Here is a 19827-nt window from a genome sequence, read left to right on the forward strand (position 1 = left end):
TTGGCAAAGCCTCAAAGTTGCTAAAGCGATAGCCTTAGTAATGAACTGTTAATTTTCATTATTGTCTTTAGTGATTCGGCAACTATACCATTAGCCAGAAAGACGAACAAACACCCTATATTAAATATAATCACCATTATACAAATTGGGTGATTATCTGATGAGTTTCTAATCTTGCTAATTTATCAATTTCTAGGACATCATTAATACTTTGAGGCTCTGATAGGTCAAAATGTTCAACAACTTTGCGATTAATTTTAGCAATATCAGTAAATTTCACTTTTTCGTGTAAAAATGCATCAACAACCACTTCATTAGCCGCATTTAACACTGTTGTTGCCGCTTGCCCACGTTTTGACGCTTCAATAGCAAGTGCTAAACAAGGGTAACGTTGATAATCTGGGCGAATAAACTCTAGAGATTGAATCTCAAAGAAATCTAATGCTTTTGCACCAGATTGAGTACGATGAGGATAAGCCATTGAGTACGCAATTGGTGTTCTCATATCGGGCTCACCAATTTGAGCGATAATACTGCCATCTCGATAGCGAACCATTGAATGAATGACAGATTGTGGATGAATAATAACTTCCATTTCTTCTTCAGAAGCATTAAAGAAGTAACGAGCTTCAATATACTCAAGCCCTTTATTCATCATCGTTGCAGAATCAACCGAAATTTTACGCCCCATAGACCAATTTGGATGCGCACACGCTTGATCTGGCGTCATTACATCCAGCTCTTCTAATGGCGTATAGCGAAATGGCCCACCAGAGCCTGTTAACAAAATGCTTGTCACACCTTCATTCGCTAAAGACGCATGACCTAGATTTTCTTGGATTGCTTTAGGTAAGCTTTGATAAATTGCATTATGTTCGCTATCAATGGGTAAAATTGTCGCACCATATTTAGCAACCGCATCAAAGAAAAGACGCCCACTCGTTATCAGTGATTCTTTATTCGCTAACAGAATTCTTTTGCCTTTTTCAATGGCTGCAAGTGTCGGTTTTAATCCTGCAACACCAGTTATAGCAGACATGACCTGATCAGCTTCATCAAGAGCTGCAATTTCATTGATCGCATGAGAGCCAGATAGAATTTCTGTTTTACAAGATGTATTAGCGAGTAACTGTTTAAGTTGATTTGCACTTTTTTCATCAGACATCACAGCGTATTTAGGCTGGAAAGCAAGGCACTGCTGTGCCATCTTGTCTGCATTTTTACCTGCGGCTAGAGCAAGGACCTGATACTCATCAGGATTATTTTCAATTACGGAAAGAGTGCTAGTTCCGATAGATCCTGTTGAGCCTAATATAGTTATTTGTTTCATTTATTAATCAATCAGTATGTCTACAACGTTTTAATTAAAGAGAATTATATCAGTATGGCAAGGTAAATGAGGATTAAAGATGAAAACTTTAATAAATAATGTGACAAAAGAAGGTATTAAGCACGAATTTTCAAATAAATAATTAAAAATAATGCCGCTAAAGAGCGGCATTATCGAAAAAAGATATAAAAATTAGAATTCCATTAACTCTGCTTCTTTCAGCGCTAATGCATCATCAATTTTTTTAATGAACATGTCAGTTAACTTCTGAATGTCATCTTGTGAACGGCGTTCATCATCTTCGCTGATTTCTTTATCTTTCAGTAATGCTTTTATTTTATCGTTAGCATCACGACGGATATTACGAACAGAAACGCGACCTTGTTCTGCATCACCACGAACAACTTTGATTAAGTCTTTACGACGTTCTTCAGTTAACGGAGGCAGTGGAACACGGATAATGGTGCCAGCAGATGAAGGATTTAAACCTAAATCTGATGCCATAATCGCTTTTTCAACAGCTGGTGCTAAAGTACGGTCGAATACAGTGATTGCCAGTGTACGGCCATCTTCTGCGACAACGTTAGCAACTTGGTTTAATGGCGTTGGCGCTCCGTAGTATTCAACTACAATGCCATCTAAAAGGCTAGGAGACGCACGACCAGTACGAACTTTATTAATCTGGCTTTTTAGTGCTTCAACGCTTTTATCCATGCGTTCTTGAGCATCTTTTTTGATTTCATTAATCACGTTATAAACCCTTGGGAACTGGTTATCTTCCAGTCGATATGAAATCATATCGACATAAATGAATTGGCGTACTCTAGATGTTAGCGCCAAATTATACCGTTGTCTCTGTGTATTAAGCGTGAGAAATCAAAGTTCCTTCACTTTCACCCATTACAACCCGACGTAATGCACCCGGTTTATTCATATTGAATACGCGGATAGGTAAATTATGATCTCGGGCTAATGTGAATGCAGCAAGATCCATGACTTTCAATTCACGTTCTAATACATCCTGATAAGTCAGTGTTTCATAAAGTACTGCATCAGGATCTTTGGTTGGATCGGCAGAATAAACGCCGTCCACTTTCGTTGCTTTTAATACAACGTCAGCTTCAATTTCAATACCGCGTAAACACGCAGCTGAATCGGTAGTAAAGAATGGGTTACCTGTACCAGCCGAGAAAATAACGACTCGACCGTGGCGTAATAAGCTAATTGCTTCTGCCCAACTGTAGTTATCGCAGACACCATTCAGTGGAAATGCAGACATAAGGCGTGCGTTTACATAAGCACGGTGCAATGAATCACGCATTGCTAAACCATTCATTACTGTCGCGAGCATTCCCATGTGGTCACCCACAACACGGTTCATACCTGCCGCAGCAAGACCCGCGCCACGGAACAAGTTACCACCGCCAATTACGACACCGACTTGTATACCTAATTCAACGAGTTCTTTGATTTCCTGAGCCATGCGATCAAGTACGCTCGCATCGATACCGAAACCTTCTGCGCCTTGCAGGGCTTCGCCACTCAGCTTTAATAAAATTCGCTGATATACAGGTTTTGCATTGGTAGCCATGGTGTTCTGTCCTAAGCAGATTAGTTAATTGGAGGTTTTAGATAGCTTCTCTTTTTAACAAAAAAAAGCAAACAGCCAGTGGAGATTACAACAAAACAGAACCGCCATTAGGCGGTTCTGTTAACGCTAAGCGTTATTATTTGCTCATTGCAGCAACTTCAGCTGCGAAATCAGCTTCAACTTTCTCAATACCTTCACCAACTTCGAAACGAACGAAGTTGATAACATCAGCATTGTTTTCTTTCAGCAGTTCGCCAACAGTTTTGCTTGGATCCATTACGAAATGCTGACCAGTCAGAGAAATCTCACCGGTGAATTTGTTCATGCGACCGATAACCATTTTTTCTGCGATTTCGCGTGGTTTACCTGATTGCATTGCAATATCCATCTGAATTTGGTGCTCATGTTCAACAACATCAGCAGGAACATCTTCAGGACGAACATATTCTGGTTTGCTTGCAGCAACGTGCATAGCAATGTGTTTGATCAGTTCTTCGTTAGCGCCTTTAGCTGAAACTAGAACACCGATGCGAGCACCGTGTAGGTAAGTACCTAATTCGTCAGCTTCTAATACAGCAACACGACGAATGTTGATGTTTTCACCGATTTTAGCAACTAATGCAGTACGTGCTTCTTCGAATTTAGCTTTCAGAGCATCGATATCATCAGTTTTGTCTGCTAATACAGCAGCCATAACTTCTTTACCGAAAGCGATGAAACCAGCATCTTTAGCAACGAAGTCTGTTTCACAGTTCAGCTCAACCAGCGCACCGAATTTACCATCAGCAGCAACTTCTGCAAGGATGATACCTTCAGCAGCAACACGGCCTGCTTTTTTAGCAGCTTTAGCTTGACCTGATTTACGCATGTTGTCGATTGCTAATTCGATATCACCATTAGCTTCAACTAGCGCTTTTTTACATTCCATCATGCCTGCGCCAGTACGTTCACGCAGTTCTTTTACCAATGCAGCGGTAATTCCAGACATTTGTTTCTTCCTCGACTTTTCTATGGACTAGCCATAGATGTTCTCATAGCAGATGTGTAAAGGGGGCCTATTGAGGCCCCCTAACCAATATATAGCAATACCTGGTTAAATAAGGGCTCTTACGAGCATGCCTTATTATTCAGCTTCGACTAAGCCTTCTTCAGCCTGAACAGCCAGATCTTGAGAACGACCTTCACGAACAGCTGTAGCTGCGGCGGTCAGATATAATTTAACCGCACGGATTGCATCGTCATTACCAGGGATAATGAAGTCGATACCATCTGGATCAGAGTTAGTATCAACGATAGCAAATACTGGAATACCCAGGTTGTTTGCTTCTTTGATAGCAATGTGTTCGTGTTCAGCATCGATAACAAACAGAGCGTCAGGTAAACCGCCCATGTCTTTGATACCACCCAGGCTGTTTTCTAACTTACCAAGTTCACGAGAACGCATTAACGCTTCTTTCTTGGTCAGTTTGTCAAAAGTACCGTCCTGAGATTGTGATTCTAAATCTTTCAGGCGTTTGATTGACTGACGAACAGTTTTCCAGTTAGTCAGCATACCGCCTAACCAGCGGTGGTTTACATAAAACTGGTCACAGCTTTCTGCTGCTTCTTTAACAGCTTCAACGGCAGAGCGCTTAGTACCAACAAACAGGATTTTGCCTTTACGAGAAGCAATTTTGTTCAGTTCAACCAAAGCTTCATTGAACATTGGAACAGTTTTTTCCAAGTTAATGATATGAACTTTGTTACGCGCACCAAAGATGAATGGTTTCATTTTTGGATTCCAGTAACGAGTTTGGTGACCGAAGTGAACACCGGCTTGCAGCATATCGCGCATTGAAACAGTTGCCATTTTAGACCTCTATAAATTTAAATTTGGGGTTATTTCGTCCACAAATCCCATACGACCGACTCATCAGCTGTAAAGGTTTGGCCTTTACATAAGAGCACCCCGGCGTTATGTGCCGATTTGTGTGTGTAATTAACACAATTGAATGTTTCAGATTTACGGCTATTACTCACAGTGTGATGCAATAACAGAACTCCGGCGCGCTTTATACCATAAATAACCTCAAGAAACCACTATTACTTGCGTTTGCCACGGGCTTATTTGACATAAAAACACATCATTTGAACAAAGAAAAAAGCGAGACTAACGCAATGATGAGAAATATTGCTCTAATATCAATTTGCTAGAAAAACACCAAATAGAAAAGCGCAATATGTAAAGACAATCAGATTAAGAAGGCGTAATGTTCGTCATTATTCTCGATATCAGACAGATTGCACATATCCTCTTTATTGGCACGCCTACTTTCTGCTGATATTATAAATGGTAATCAGAATTATTTCTCATCATCATTCATTTAACCTGCAATACAAAATATGAATACAACAAAGTGTGTTATCTAATTCGTATTGTGGCTTTTAATCTAGACGAAGAACTCAAATGGCTATTGTAATCAAGACAGAAGAAGATATTCAAAAAATGCGCGTCGCAGGTCGTCTTGCGGCAGAAGTTCTTGAAATTATCGCACCGTTCGTAAAACCTGGCGTAAACACCGCTGAATTAGACCGTATTTGTCATGAACATATTGTTAACGCACAACAGGCTATTCCTGCTTGTCTTAACTATCATGGTTTCCCTAAATCAGTCTGTATTTCGGTTAACGATGTTATTTGCCACGGTATTCCTAGCGAAGAGAAAATCCTTAAAGATGGTGATATCGTTAATATTGATGTCACTGTCATTAAAGATGGTTTTCATGGCGATACTTCAAAAATGTTTATCGTAGGTAAACCAACAATACAAGGTGAACGTTTATGTCGTATCACCCAAGAAAGCCTCTACCTTGCCATTAAAATGGTTAAACCAGGTATTCGCTTACGTGAACTTGGCAAAGCAATTCAAAAATTTGTTGAAGGTCATGACTATTCTGTTGTTCGCGAATATTGTGGTCATGGTATTGGTGAAGGGTTCCATGAAGAACCTCAAGTTCTACACTACGATGCAGATGATAGCGGTGTTGTGTTACAAAAAGGCATGGCATTCACCATTGAACCAATGGTAAACACAGGTGATTACCGTATTCGTACAATGAAAGATGGCTGGACTGTTAAAACTAAAGACAGAGGTTGGTCAGCACAATACGAACATACGTTAGTCGTTACCGATAATGGCTGTGAAATCATGACATTACGCAAAGAAGAAGAACCGTTTATTTCTGCGGTATTAGTCAACGAATAAGATTCTTTTTTAGCTAAAAATGTAAAAGCGACATATTTTTTCGAGATGTGTCGCTTTTTTTATTTTATTTGCTATGAAACAGCAGAATTACTAGTCAGGTTATCGTTTTAACATTAGTCTTAATGTCATAAGCAAACATTGAGAAAGAAGACGAACAATGACTCATAAAAACGCATTTCAAACTCCGCCCCCTTCCCCTTTTTTGCTGACAGAAAATACACAAAATTGTGCTGAACTTAAGCAATCAATCGAACAATTTCAGTCTTGGTTAACAGAGGCTTTTCACCATGATGTTGATGTCGCTTTATTACTTCAAGCTCGTAGCCATTTCATTGATCAACTATTAACACAATTATGGCGCTATACACAATTATCCGATTATCCAGACCTTAGTATCATTGCGGTCGGTGGTTATGGCAGGCAAGAGTTACATCCACTTTCTGATATTGACCTTCTCTTTTTAAGTGAGACACCTTTATCACCAGAAGCAGAAGATAAAGTCAGCAAACTCATTACATTACTGTGGGATGTACGCCTTGAAATTGGTGCCAGTGTTAGAACAATGGAAGAATGTCTTTTAGAAGGTCTTTCAGACTTAACGGTTGCAACAAACTTACTAGAAGCACGTCTTATTTGTGGGAATAATTCACTTTATCAGCAATTAATTAACCATATTTTTAGCCAAGGATTTTGGCCATCACCTGATTTTTTTGCTGCAAAAGTTGAAGAACAAAAACAGAGACATCAACGATACCATAGCACTAGTTATAATCTAGAGCCTGATATCAAAAGCAGCCCTGGTGGACTGCGCGATATCCACACTCTAATTTGGGTAGCACATCGCCATTTTGGTGCTGCTTCAGTTTCTGAAATGGTCAACTTTGGCTTTTTAACGCCAGCGGAAGGACAAGAGCTACTAGAGTGCCAATACACACTATGGAAAATTCGCTTTGCTCTCCATCTTGTACTTTCTCGCTATGACAATCGTCTATTGTTTGATAGACAACTCAATGTTGCTCAACTTTTAAATTATGAAGGCGAAGGCAATCAGCCCGTTGAAAAAATGATGAAGGATTATTATCGCGTAACTCGTCGTGTCAGTGAGTTAAATGATATGTTACTTCAATTATTTGATGAAGCCATTCTTGCTCTGCAACCTAATGTAAAACCGCGACCTTTAGATAATGAATTTCAACTAAGAGGCTCATTAATCGATGTCGTTGATGACAGTTGCTTCCTTGATGATCCTATCGCTATTATGCGCCTCTTTTTACGTATGGCGGAACATAAAGAGATCACTGGAATTTATTCAACAACACTCCGCCATTTACGTTACGCTCGTCGGCATCTAGTACAGCCGTTATGTGAGTACCCACTCGCACGTCAAGTTTTTATGCAGATCTTGCGCCATCCTCGTGCAGTTTCTGGTGCTTTCGTTCCCATGCACAAACATAGTGTATTAGCGGCTTACTTCCCACAATGGAATAATATTGTGGGTCAAATGCAGTTTGATTTATTCCATGCCTATACCGTTGATGAACATACAATTCGTGTTTTACAAAAACTGGAAAGTTTTGATTCTTATGAAAACCACGAGCAACATCCGCTTTGTGTTGATATTTATCCCAAACTTCCTCAACTTGAATTATTACGTTTAGCTGCACTTTTTCATGATATTGCCAAAGGTCGCCATGGTGATCACTCCGTATTAGGAGCCCAAGATGTCGTTCATTTTGCTCAACAACATGGTTTAAATCAAAGAGAATCGGCATTAGTTGAATGGCTTGTTAGTCATCACTTACTTATGTCTGTTACAGCACAGCGACGTGATATTCAAGATCCTGACATTATTTTTCAGTTTGCATCAGAAGTAAAAAATGAAAGTCGATTACGTTATCTTTTGTGCTTAACGGTTGCGGATATCTGTGCAACTAATAGTAGCCTATGGAATAGCTGGAAACAGAGCCTATTACGTGAACTTTTTTTATCAACAGAAAATCAGCTACGCCAAGGTATGCACTCTATTCCCGATTTACGTGAACGTATTCGCCATCATCGTTTGCAAGCACTAACTATTTTACGAATGAAACAGGTTGATGAAGATAAATTGCAAGCAATTTGGGGACGTTGCCATGCCGACTATTTTTTACGACATACACCAGAACAAATTGCATGGCATGCGCTTGCATTAATTGAGCATAATAGCGCTGAACCTATGGTGCTAATCAGCCAACAAACTGAGCATGGTGGTACTGAAATCTTTATTTGGTGTGCTGATAGACCATCCCTTTTTGCATCTGTTGCAGGTGAATTGGATAGACGCAATTTAAGTATCCATAACGCTCAAATTTTTACTAACCGCGATAACATGGCTATGGATACTTTTATTGTGTTAGAGCCTAATGGTAAACCTCTGGCAATTGATAGATATAATGCAATCCGCAACGCTCTTATCCAAGTTGTATCCGCCCCTTATAACGCCAATGCAAAAACACGCTCATTACCCGCCAAATTACGCCATTTTGACGTTCCGACAAAAATTAACTTTATCGCTTCTAACCATAATAAGCGCACCTATATGGAACTATTTGCACGAGATCGTCCAGGATTATTAGCAATTATTGGTAAAGTGTTTGCTGATCTTTCACTTTCATTACATGGTGCCAGAATAACCACAATAGGCGAACGTGTTGAGGACTTCTTCGTATTAACCGATAGCGAAAATAAGGCATTAAACCAAAAAATGAAGGATGAAGTCGTAGAAAGGTTGACAAAAGCCCTAGTTTCAAAGGATAAAATATAGAAACCCACGACAATACATATAGGAAATACTATTAATGCAAGCATTACAATCTATTATTGATAACGCCTTCGAACATCGTGCTGATATCACTCCAAACAACGTTGAGCCTCATATTCGTGATGCCATTAATAGCGTTATTGCACTGCTAGACAGCGGGAAACTGCGTGTCGCGGAGAAAATTGATGGTCAGTGGGTGACTCATCAATGGTTGAAAAAAGCAGTTTTGCTCTCTTTTCGTATTAATCACAATCAAGTGATAGATGGCAATGAAAGTCGCTATTTTGACAAAGTACCTATGAAATTTGCTGATTATGATCAAGCACGTTTTGAAAAAGAAGGTTTTCGTGTTGTTCCTCCCGCAGCAGTTAGACAAGGGGCTTACATCGCTCGCAACACTGTTTTAATGCCATCTTATGTCAACATTGGTGCTTACGTTGATGAAGGTAGCATGGTTGATACATGGGCAACAGTAGGTTCATGTGCTCAAATCGGGAAAAATGTTCATCTCTCTGGTGGCGTTGGTATTGGTGGTGTTTTAGAGCCACTACAAGCAAACCCAACCATTATTGAAGATAACTGCTTTATTGGCGCGCGTTCTGAAATTGTTGAAGGCGTTATTGTCGAAGAAGGCGCGGTTATTTCAATGGGCGTTTATATTGGTCAAAGTACCAAAATTTATGACAGAGAAACAGGCGAAGTTCATTACGGTCGAGTCCCTGCTGGCTCTGTTGTTGTTTCTGGTAATTTACCGTCCAAAGATGGAAGTTACAGCCTTTACTGCGCCGTAATTGTGAAAAAAGTTGATGCTAAAACGCGTGGAAAAGTAGGCATTAATGAATTGTTAAGAACTATCGACTAATATAAGAACAGCGGATAGAATTAATTCTGTTCGCTATTCTTTCACTCATCTTTCTATCAGGTGCCAATATATGTACGATAATTTAAAAAATTTAGGGATCCCGCATCCTGAAGATATTGACCGCTATACTCTACGCCAAGAAGCTAACAACGATATTTTAAAAATCTATTTTCGCAAAGATAAAGGTGAATTCTTTGCAAAAAGCGTAAAATTTAAATATCCACGCCAACGTAAAACAATTTCTGATGGTCAATCAGGACAAGGTTTTAAAGAAGTTAATGAAATCAATACTAACTTACGTTATGTTATTGAAGAATTAGATCAAATTTGCCAACAAGACCAAGTAGAAGTCGATTTAAAACATAAAATTCTGGACGACTTGCGTCATCTTGAGCACGTTGTAGCAAATAAAATTGCTGAAATCGAAGCCGATTTAGAAAAACTGACTCGTCGTTAATAACAAGGCATTTTAACTGTTATGTATGTCAGTTTTATAGAAAAACACCGCTTAGTTACTGTATAAAATAGAAACAAGCGGTGTTTTAAAATACTGAATATGGCTCATTATTTTATTAACCAATTAAATATCAGATTATTTTCTACTTAATTTAATAGGCCAACCCAGTTTTCAAGCCAATCTATTGCAAATCCTTCTGGCTCCGCGACATCCATACCGTCTATTTTTAATATTTCACCAATACGCTTTGATTGGTGCTCTTGCAGTAATTCATCAAATTGCATCCCTGCACCACAAAAATAGTCATAACTACTATCGCCTAAGGCAATCAAGCCATAATTTAGGTTTGGTTGATAACCTACATTATCACGTAGTTCATGAAATAGAGGAGCTATGGTATCAGGTAAATCACCTTGCCCAGTACTTGACGTTATCACAAGTACTGTTGAATATTTTTCCCAATCTGCAAGTGTGCCTTCTTCGTAAACATTAGCTTGATGATTATGCTCAAGTAAAATACGCTGTGCCTCTTCAGCAACTGCTAATGCATTACCGTAAACAGTCCCTACAAAAATACCGATTTTAGCCATAATATTTAGCCCACTTAATACTGTTTGATAACTAATAAACTAAGCATCAAACATATAATATTGTCAATTTATTCTCAATGAGAATAAATTCAGTCATCCTTTTTAAAAAGAGACTGAATGAAATTATTACACTTACTCTTTTCTCCATATAAATAACCTAATAAACTTTCAGGGTAATTTATTTTAGATAACCTTGATGTAACCATTAAACTAATATCATTGATAGTAAAATATTCATTTTTTTCTTTATAACTATTAAGATAAGATGATATCTTATTAATTTCACTCTTATAATTAATTAATAGACTCAAAGATTCATTATGTTTTTTAGGAAAGAAGAACTTATACACTTTAGACAAAAAACCCGTCTCCTTTCTTTTTATAAAACCATCTAATAATGATAAGCATTCATTTGTTTTTGTTGTGATTTCATTAATCGAACAGCAAGAGCTATTTTTGATTGCTATATTAGAAACTTTATTTTTTATTTTATTTTCATAATTATTATAAGCATTAGAGAAAGATGCCAGAGATTTTAATTCAATCGCTAAGGAATCCGTATTGGATTCAATTTTTTTTATCATTTCTGATAATTTATCAATATCATTTTTTTCTAAAGATTTTTCTCTAAACTTTTTAACGAAATCTTGATGAAATACATTAAGTAATTTACAGTTTTTATTACATTCATTATAAACATCCGAATGTTTTTTTATAGATTGTTCTTCGTCTTTTTCATTAATAACTTTATTAATATCCTCAAGCGTTTCATCACCATCCTTTATAAAGCCAAAGGTATTATTAGCATTATTAAGACTTGCAAATTTATAATATTTATTTATTACATCATATAATTTATTGATATTTTCATTAAGAAAATTAAATGATATTTCAAATTTAGTAAGCGCAGATTCAATTTTTTCTTTATTTAATGTATTATTAACATGAGTTTCAATATTATTGTCATCTTTATTTTCTATTTTAACTTGATTATTAGCAGCTTCTACATTACCTAACTTAACAAGTATATGTTCTTTCTTACCTATTATAAAAGGTAGGTTACACCCGGGATTTAACTCTATTGTTTTGTTTTTTATCTCTTGAATTAACTTGCTAATAGATTTTTTCTCAAATCCACCCCAAAAACCCTTCTCAAAAAATAAATTAATAGCTGGATTATTATCTTTATTAAGAATTTTATCTTTCAGAGAAGAAGAACCTGTTTCACTAATTATAGTCTCAATAAACTTTTTTACAGAATCTAATGAGTTAAGGTTTATAACTGTAAGACAATTAATATTTTTTTTATCTAAAAAAACACCACCGCATTTATTATTAGCCTCATTAATTTTATCTAAATGATGAATATTACCCTCTATATATTTATTAATTACATCAGTTAATTCACTTTTTATTTCAGTGAAAAAATTCTTATCAACATAAACGTTACTAATTTTATGTTTTAAAATAAAAAAACTATTTTTAGGTAATGAATTTAAACAATTAGCTATTTTTTCAGATAGTAAAAATACCATATTCTCTCTTTTATCATTTGCAGGTAAAAATTTTGCTAACTTATCGAAATATATTTTCATTATTATTACTCATATTCAATTATAATATTACAACCATAATATTATTGAATAGCAGATAATAATTTCAAAAAAGAGTTTAATTCATATGCGCTATGATATAAAAAAACACGCCCAATAATAAATTTAAGCGTGTTATTTTAATTAAAGACTATTATTTATCACTTACCAGAATCCAAAGACCGAATATATTCATCCATTTCAGTTTTTAGATTATCTGACTTAGGACCAAAAATCGCTTGAATACCCGAGCCAACAACCACAACACCTGCAGCACCTAGTCTTTTCAACTCATCACGATCGACTTTTTCAATCTCTTTAACGCCAATACGTAAACGAGTAATACAAGCATCTAAACTACTGATATTGTCTTTGCCACCAAACGCAGCGACTAAAGATTGTCCCATAGCACTTTTATCCGCTTGTTTCGCGTTTTTATCTTCTACTTCTCGGCCTGGAGTTTTCAGGTTTAATTTCACGATTAAGAAACGGAAAATAGAGTAATAAGTTATTGCATAGAGTATGCCAATAATTGGGAATAGATACAGTTTACTGCTATTACCACTCAATACGATAAAATCAATTAGGCCATGAGAGAAACTGGTTCCATCACGCATACCTAACAAGATACAAATAACGAATGCTAAGCCCGCTAAAATAGCGTGAATAACGTAAAGAATAGGTGCGACGAACATAAATGAGAATTCGATAGGTTCTGTGATCCCTGTTAAGAAGGCAGTTAATGCCGCAGAAATCATGATACCACCGACTTTTACACGGTTCTCTGGACGTGCTGAATGCCATATCGCAATCGCGGCAGCAGGTAAACCAAACATCTTAAATAAAAAGCCACCTGACAACATACCCGCAGTTGGATCACCTGCCATATAGCGAGGAATATCACCGTGGAATACTTGCCCTGCACTATTTACGTATTCACCCACTTGCATTTGGAATGGCACGTTCCAGATATGGTGTAAACCAAATGGTACTAATGCACGCTCTACAACACCATAAATACCAAAAGCGACAGCAGGGTTTTGATACGCAGCCCATTCAGAAAAACGTTGAATTGCTGTACCAATAGGAGGCCAAATAAAGGCTAAGATAATCCCAACAAAAATAGCGATTAAACCTGAAATAATAGGAACAAAACGCTTACCAGCAAAGAAGCCTAAATACTCAGGTAATTTGATGCGATAAAAACGATTAAACATAGAAGCGGCAATAATACCAGCGATGATCCCCCCTAATACTCCTGTATCAGTAAGGTGCTGAGCCTCAATTTCTGCTGGTGTTAAACCTAAAACCCAAGGAGCAACCACAATCATGGTTTTAGACATAATGCCATACGCCACAACAGAGGCCAGTGCTGATACCCCATCATTATTGGTAAAACCTAACGCAACACCAATGGCAAAAATAAGTGGCATATTAGAGAAAACCGAACCACCAGCCTCTGCCATAACTTGAGAAACAGAAGAAGGGATCCATGAAAGATCAGCGGAACCAACCCCTAATAAAATACCGGCAATAGGTAGTACAGATACCGGTAACATCAAGGACTTTCCGATTTTTTGTAAAACAACAAATAGGTTTTTAAACATCAAGCAGACTCCCGGAATGTGGGTTTTATATGTTGTAAGTTTTTATTTGTTTAAAGTAGTGTGGGTTTTATTTCATAAACTTATCTAATGATAAGCCTTATTTATTTTACATCATAAAATAAATCGCTTAATGAATACATGATAGCTGTCACGTTTCAAACATGTGATCAGATCAATTAATAGAATTATATATTTTACAAATAGTTAAAATAGATTATAAATTTGCGCAAGCCATTAAGACTTAAGTAAAAAAGCCTTAATAGTCACGCAAAGAAAGTAATATTTGAAATTAAGAAAGGAATTAAAAATGATGAGCTAAATCTTCACCATACTGCTCTAATTCAGGTCTTAATCCACGCCAACCAAATTGATTAATAAGGTGTTGCCAAGGCAGATCCCATTTAGCTGTTAAGTTAAGTGGTTGCAATGTGATTGGATGAATTAAGTTTAGATGGCTTGCATGTAACATCAAGCGATGAGACTGAAAATGATTTACAACACCACGGTTTTGACGTAAATCACCATGAGCAGTATCACCAATAATTGGGTGTCGAATATGAGACATATGGCGACGTAATTGGTGCTTGCGTCCCGTTTCAGGACGTAGCTCTAATAAACTAAATCGAGATGTAGGATAGCGCCCAATCGCAACCTCTTTTTCAACAATTCCTAATGGCTGGCAGTGCGTCACGCAATCTTGAATTTGTGGAGGTTGAGTTGCAAATTTGTCTGCAATTTTGTCGAGCTCCTCGACTAAAGGGCTATCAATAACAGACGCCTCTTCAACGTATCCTCGAACAATAGCGTGATAAATTTTTTCTGTTTTATGTTGTTCAAAAGATTGAGATAGCGCTCTAGCAACATCAGAAGAAAGTGCCATTAATAGAACACCTGATGTAGGCCTATCTAAACGATGAACAGGGAAAACATGTTGCCCTATTTGATCTCTTAGGGTCTGCATCACAAACACTGTTTCATGTCTATCTAACCAACTGCGGTGAACAAGCCAACCCGCAGGTTTATTCACCGCAACAAGATGTTCATCTTGATAAATAATATCTAGCATTATCGACCTTATGATTTAAACATTGCGTCAAGTTCACGCAAATGATTGAGTAAATCAGTAACATCTCGACTCTTATCTTCTTTAAATGCTTCTTCGTAATAAGGTGCGATTGCGAATTTATTAGGTAATGGCATCTCGTTTTCAATCATCGATGACAATCGCGGAATTAATACCCACTGCAACCATTCATGAGCACTCATTGTATCAATACAGAAAGGCTCAACACTTTCAAATGCTTGTTCAGTAGGAGATTCTAATTGCCATAGCTCAATGTTCTTCATCTCTTCTTCAATCAAGAGCAATTTTGCTAAAATGCGTTGTTCTGGTGTCATCATTTATCCCTTATATAAAACTTACGAATAAGGATAACATTGGGATGGAATAGCAGAAAACAAATAAAAAAATAAAAGGAGCCGAAACTCCTTTTAGACAAGAAAAATAGTTGTCTGTACAACACATGCATCCAAGCAAGACCGTTTTTATCTATCCCTGTGATTAAGTCCGTATCCACATTAATGGAAATATCCTATTTCCTGTGTCCTTGATTACTCTACATTTTATCGGTCACCAAACAGTCCCTTATTTGGTGAACGTAGAATGCCAATAATTGATTAGTTAAACAACCCACAAAACAAAAGCAATTAAAGAGCCATAACTATAAATAAAAACAATAAGTTAATAACTTATTGTTCTATTTAAATAAACCGATTATATTTTTATCAGTGACGTTTTTTGATAAAAAAACACACGCTTTTTTGTAAGACATATCTCACAAGAAAAAAGGTTTATAGACTACGTCACTCATTATATACAGCGACTAATTCTGACAGAAAGAGAGATAAATTTTCAGCTAAAACTTCTCTTTTCTGTTTGCCGAAAGTTTCAAGAATGACTTCCCCCGAAACATTACACACAGAAATTATTTCATTTTCTGAATCTGTGGTGCCGATAAACAATGTTGGTGTAAGTTTTAAACGCTTTTGAGTCACCAAATGACCAATAATGTTTTCTTGTAAGCGAATAAAATCCTCTTCACTCCACACTTGGATCAAGCTGAAATCTATCTCTCTAAAACGAACCTGCATATCTCCAGCATACTGAGTGGTAAAGTAATTGTGCAATTCAGGACGAATAATAATCCCCATTGCTTTTTCAACTTTTTCTAGTTTATCTGTTCCTACAAAAGGTTGCGGTAACCAGTAAACAACTTCATCGCCTGTTCTTGATATACAAATAGAAGGAACACCATAAAGATCTTCACTTGCAGGAGGTAAGCCTGATTTTTCTTGCCATAAATCAACATACTTTTGTGTAAAGGCTTTTAGTTCGGAGGAGATGTTTTCAGTCATGATTATCTGTTTTATCTATTTAAATAAGAATTTCCTTTATGTTACCTGATTATGTCACTAATTCAGAGCATCAAAAATAAAGCATTCATATACTATTGATGTTTCAATAGTATAATTAACCTTCTTTTATTTTCAGCTAAAGTTAGGATGTAAATTATGTCTTTATATCAAGGTGATAAATCTCTTGAAGCATTATCTCTGGGCAAAGAGACTCAATATCATGATCAATATGATGCCGGATTATTGCAAGGTGTACCACGTAGCCTAAATCGAGATTCACTCTCTTTAACTGCTGAAAATTTACCTTTTAATGGTGGTGATATTTGGACCATGTATGAGCTCTCATGGCTTAATAGCAAAGGCTTACCACAAGTTGCTATTGGTCATGTTGAATTAGATGCAACCACTGAAAATCTTATTGAATCTAAAAGTTTTAAATTATATCTCAATAGTTTTAATCAAACTCGTTTTGAAAGTTGGGATATCGTCGAAAAAACCTTACTTAAAGATTTAACGACTTGTGCTAAAGGCAAAGTTAATCTAACCATTTATCCACTTTCGCATTTTACATCACAACCTATTGTTGATTTTGCTGGAGAGTGTATTGATGAACAAGATATTGAAATTGATAATTATCAGTTTGATGCGCAATGGTTAAACGAATCGACAACCGATACACTAGTTGAAGAAACCCTTGTCAGCCATCTGTTAAAATCAAATTGCCTTATTACTAATCAACCAGATTGGGGCTCAGTTGCTATTCAATATAAGGGTAAAAAGATTGATCGTGAAAAACTACTACGCTATTTAGTTTCATTTAGACAACACAATGAATTTCATGAACAGTGTGTTGAGCGAATTTTCCACGATATCATGCAATTATGTGCGCCAGAAACATTAACTGTTTATGCAAGATATACACGACGCGGTGGATTAGACATCAATCCTTGGCGTAGTAATTGTGAGTTTGTTCCAGAAATTAGTCGATTAGCCAGACAATAACGGAATAATGCCTGTATGTTAATATGATCTGTGTTATACCAAGATCAGTTGCACTTCAGTTTGTTATTTCAGGAGAAAAAGGAGTCCTACGTGATAACTCATGTCAGCCCATTAGGTTCCATGGATCTGCTTTCACAGCTAGAAGTTGATATGCTAAAGAGAACCGCAAGCAGTGATCTTTATCAGCTGTTTCGCAATTGTTCTCTCGCTGTTCTCAACTCTGGTAGCCTTACTGATAGTAGTAAAGAACTGTTATCTAAATACCAAGATTTTGATATTAACGTACTGCGCCGTGAACGTGGCGTAAAACTAGAGTTAGTCAATCCTCCTGAAGACGCTTTTGTTGACGGAAAAATTATTCGCTCATTACAAGCTAACTTATTTGCAGTGCTTCGTGACATATTGTTTGTTCACGGACAAATCACAACAGCAAAACGTGATCTTCACCTGAACTTAGAAAATAGTACTCACATCACTAATACCATTTTCTCGATTTTGCGTAATGCACGAGCTCTTCATATTGATGAAGATCCTAATATGATCGTTTGCTGGGGTGGTCACTCAATCAATGAAACTGAATACCTTTACGGCAGAAAAGTAGGTAACGAATTAGGGCTACGTGAGCTTAATATCTGTACGGGTTGTGGTCCCGGAGCAATGGAAGCACCAATGAAAGGTGCTGCTGTGGGTCATGCTCAACAACGTTATAGAAATAGCCGTTTTATTGGTATGACAGAACCGTCAATCATTGCGGCAGAGCCACCAAATCCATTAGTTAACGAACTGATTATTATGCCAGATATTGAAAAACGTCTGGAATCTTTCGTACGAATTGGACATGGTATTATTATTTTCCCAGGCGGTGTAGGAACAGCAGAAGAATTGCTGTATCTGCTTGGTATTCTTATGTCTCCAGAAAACCAAGACCAAGTATTACCACTAATTTTAACTGGTCCTAAAGAAAGTGCAGACTACTTTAATGTATTAGATGACTTTATCGCCAATACATTAGGCGACGAAGCTCGTCGTCATTACCAAATCATTATTGATGATGCACCTGAAGTAGCTCGTATCATGAAAAAATATATGCCATTGGTAAAAGATAATCGTCGTAGCACAGGTGATGCTTATAGCTTTAACTGGTCAATGAAGATCAATGCTGATTTACAACATCCTTTTGAACCAACCCATGAAAACATGGCATCACTTAATCTAAGCACAAATCAATCACCAGAAAAATTAGCCGCTGACTTACGTCGTGCTTTCTCGGGTATTGTCGCGGGTAACGTAAAAGAAGTGGGTATGAAAGCGATTGAAGCTCATGGTCCTTATAAAATTCATGGTGATAGCGAAATTATGCGTCGCATGGATATTTTATTAGCAGGCTTTGTTGAGCAACACCGTATGAAACTTCCCGGTGGTACAGCTTACCAACCGTGTTACGAGATTATCAGCTAATTTATTATGATACATTTGCTGATTATTGATGCTTTAAACCTGATCCGCCGCATTCATGCGGCATCAGGTTCTTCCTGCCTTACAGTATGCGAACAAAGTGTCAATCAACTACTTGGCCACACACAACCTACTCATGCCGTAGCAGTTTTTGACGAAGACGACAGAGACGGTAGCTGGCGACATAAACTGTTACCCGATTATAAAGCGGGTCGCACACCAATGCCTGATGACTTGCGACAACAATTACCTGAAATTAAAGCAATGTTACTTAATTTAGGAATACAGAGCTGGCACTCAGGTGGTGATGAAGCTGATGACGTTGCCGCAACATTGGCAACTAAAGTGGCAAGTGCAGGTTTTCGAGTCACGATTATTTCAACGGATAAAGGCTATTGCCAGTTGCTTTCGCCCTCTGTTCGTATACGCGATTATTTTCAACGACGCTGGTTAGATTTAGAATTTATTAGAGCTGAGTTTGGTGTCGAGCCATCTCAACTTACCGACTATTGGGGATTAACAGGCGTAAGTAGCAGTAAGGTTGCAGGCGTTCCTGGTATTGGGCCTAAAAGTGCTACCGAACTTTTACAAATTCACCCAGATCTAGAATCACTCTATCGGCATATTGATGATGTTCCGACTAAATGGAAAAACAAACTTATTACCCATAAAGAGTCTGCATTTATCAGTCGGAAAATCACGACATTACGTACTGATATTCAATTAAACGGTAATCTACAACAGTTACGGTTAAAATAGCTCAGTTCTTAGTTATTAAAACTCAACGAGCAAATATATCTTTGAATAACTCGCTTCCATTAAAAAAGGCTAAGTTTCTTTATAAACTTAGCCTTTTATTGCCATCAACAAATCGATGTGCTT

At 37.2% G+C, this 19827-nt stretch carries 18 protein-coding genes; 7 read left to right on the forward strand and 11 right to left on the reverse strand.

Translation table 11 applies throughout. The annotated features are described in order from the left end of the window. Positions 1 to 136 precede the first annotated feature (136 nt). The 5 genes from ispC to rpsB form a co-directional block, all read right to left on the reverse strand. Positions 137 to 1330 (reverse strand): 1-deoxy-D-xylulose-5-phosphate reductoisomerase, encoded by a 1194-nt coding sequence (ispC, locus tag ABN212_RS02710; protein ID WP_198626184.1) that lies wholly within the window; start codon positions 1328 to 1330, stop codon positions 137 to 139. 192 nt (positions 1331 to 1522) lie between these two features. Then, positions 1523 to 2080: a ribosome recycling factor gene (gene frr, locus ABN212_RS02715; RefSeq protein WP_109373116.1), complete on the reverse strand. Its 558-nt coding sequence runs from the start codon at positions 2078 to 2080 to the stop codon at positions 1523 to 1525. A 112-nt stretch (positions 2081 to 2192) separates the two neighbouring features. After that, a complete protein-coding gene (gene pyrH, locus ABN212_RS02720; RefSeq protein ID WP_023582710.1) occupies positions 2193 to 2921 on the reverse strand; it encodes a UMP kinase in 729 nt (242 codons plus the stop codon). A 136-nt stretch (positions 2922 to 3057) separates the two neighbouring features. Next, on the reverse strand, positions 3058 to 3909 hold the full coding sequence (tsf, locus tag ABN212_RS02725) for a translation elongation factor Ts (RefSeq protein ID WP_109373115.1): 852 nt from the start codon (positions 3907 to 3909) through the stop codon (positions 3058 to 3060). 135 nt (positions 3910 to 4044) lie between these two features. Beyond that, complete coding sequence (gene rpsB / locus ABN212_RS02730) at positions 4045 to 4770, reverse strand: 30S ribosomal protein S2 (protein ID WP_023582712.1); 726 nt, start codon at positions 4768 to 4770, stop codon at positions 4045 to 4047. Positions 4771 to 5367: 597 nt separating this feature from the next. On the opposite strand from rpsB, the gene map reads away from it, so the two are divergent. From map to ABN212_RS02750, 4 genes are all read left to right on the forward strand, one after another. Continuing rightward, positions 5368 to 6165, forward strand: a complete 798-nt coding sequence (map, locus tag ABN212_RS02735; protein WP_075671708.1) for a type I methionyl aminopeptidase — start codon at positions 5368 to 5370, stop codon at positions 6163 to 6165. A gap of 157 nt (positions 6166 to 6322) precedes the next feature. Further along, entirely contained in the window at positions 6323 to 8968 is a 2646-nt protein-coding gene (gene glnD, locus ABN212_RS02740) for a bifunctional uridylyltransferase/uridylyl-removing protein GlnD (RefSeq protein WP_198626185.1), read from the forward strand. 34 nt (positions 8969 to 9002) lie between these two features. Continuing rightward, positions 9003 to 9827 carry a 2,3,4,5-tetrahydropyridine-2,6-dicarboxylate N-succinyltransferase gene (gene dapD / locus ABN212_RS02745; protein WP_160230642.1) on the forward strand — a complete coding sequence of 275 codons (825 nt, stop codon included), beginning with the start codon at positions 9003 to 9005 and terminating at the stop codon, positions 9825 to 9827. 70 nt (positions 9828 to 9897) lie between these two features. Beyond that, positions 9898 to 10284 (forward strand): DUF3461 family protein, encoded by a 387-nt coding sequence (locus tag ABN212_RS02750; protein ID WP_006535910.1) that lies wholly within the window; start codon positions 9898 to 9900, stop codon positions 10282 to 10284. A 146-nt stretch (positions 10285 to 10430) separates the two neighbouring features. On the opposite strand, the gene ABN212_RS02755 is transcribed toward ABN212_RS02750, so the two are convergent. From ABN212_RS02755 to syd, 6 genes are all read right to left on the reverse strand, one after another. After that, the gene (locus ABN212_RS02755; protein WP_349442837.1) at positions 10431 to 10874 is read right to left on the reverse strand and encodes a flavodoxin; all 444 of its coding nucleotides are present in this window, start codon (positions 10872 to 10874) and stop codon (positions 10431 to 10433) included. A gap of 89 nt (positions 10875 to 10963) precedes the next feature. Then, a complete protein-coding gene (locus tag ABN212_RS02760; RefSeq protein ID WP_349442838.1) occupies positions 10964 to 12469 on the reverse strand; it encodes a hypothetical protein in 1506 nt (501 codons plus the stop codon). 158 nt (positions 12470 to 12627) lie between these two features. Continuing rightward, positions 12628 to 14073 carry a PTS glucose transporter subunit IIBC gene (gene ptsG / locus ABN212_RS02765; protein ID WP_198620940.1) on the reverse strand — a complete coding sequence of 482 codons (1446 nt, stop codon included), beginning with the start codon at positions 14071 to 14073 and terminating at the stop codon, positions 12628 to 12630. Between the two features lie 301 nt (positions 14074 to 14374). Further along, on the reverse strand, positions 14375 to 15139 hold the full coding sequence (truC, locus tag ABN212_RS02770; RefSeq protein ID WP_198626189.1) for a tRNA pseudouridine(65) synthase TruC: 765 nt from the start codon (positions 15137 to 15139) through the stop codon (positions 14375 to 14377). Positions 15140 to 15147: 8 nt separating this feature from the next. Further along, positions 15148 to 15471: a YqcC family protein gene (locus tag ABN212_RS02775; RefSeq protein WP_109373107.1), complete on the reverse strand. Its 324-nt coding sequence runs from the start codon at positions 15469 to 15471 to the stop codon at positions 15148 to 15150. A gap of 465 nt (positions 15472 to 15936) precedes the next feature. Further along, positions 15937 to 16488 carry a SecY-interacting protein gene (gene syd, locus ABN212_RS02780; RefSeq protein ID WP_196532763.1) on the reverse strand — a complete coding sequence of 184 codons (552 nt, stop codon included), beginning with the start codon at positions 16486 to 16488 and terminating at the stop codon, positions 15937 to 15939. 156 nt (positions 16489 to 16644) lie between these two features. Here syd and queF point away from each other — a divergent pair, with 156 nt between their 5' ends. The 3 genes from queF to xni all read left to right on the forward strand — a co-directional run bounded on the left by queF (position 16645) and on the right by xni (position 19704). After that, positions 16645 to 17490, forward strand: a complete 846-nt coding sequence (gene queF / locus ABN212_RS02785) for an NADPH-dependent 7-cyano-7-deazaguanine reductase QueF (protein ID WP_349442839.1) — start codon at positions 16645 to 16647, stop codon at positions 17488 to 17490. Between the two features lie 90 nt (positions 17491 to 17580). After that, positions 17581 to 18948 (forward strand): nucleotide 5'-monophosphate nucleosidase PpnN, encoded by a 1368-nt coding sequence (gene ppnN / locus ABN212_RS02790; RefSeq protein ID WP_109373104.1) that lies wholly within the window; start codon positions 17581 to 17583, stop codon positions 18946 to 18948. Positions 18949 to 18954: 6 nt separating this feature from the next. Then, on the forward strand, positions 18955 to 19704 hold the full coding sequence (xni, locus tag ABN212_RS02795; RefSeq protein WP_349442840.1) for a flap endonuclease Xni: 750 nt from the start codon (positions 18955 to 18957) through the stop codon (positions 19702 to 19704). Positions 19705 to 19827 lie beyond the last annotated feature (123 nt).

Source organism: Proteus genomosp. 6 (genome assembly GCF_040139785.1).
GTDB lineage: Bacteria > Pseudomonadota > Gammaproteobacteria > Enterobacterales > Enterobacteriaceae > Proteus.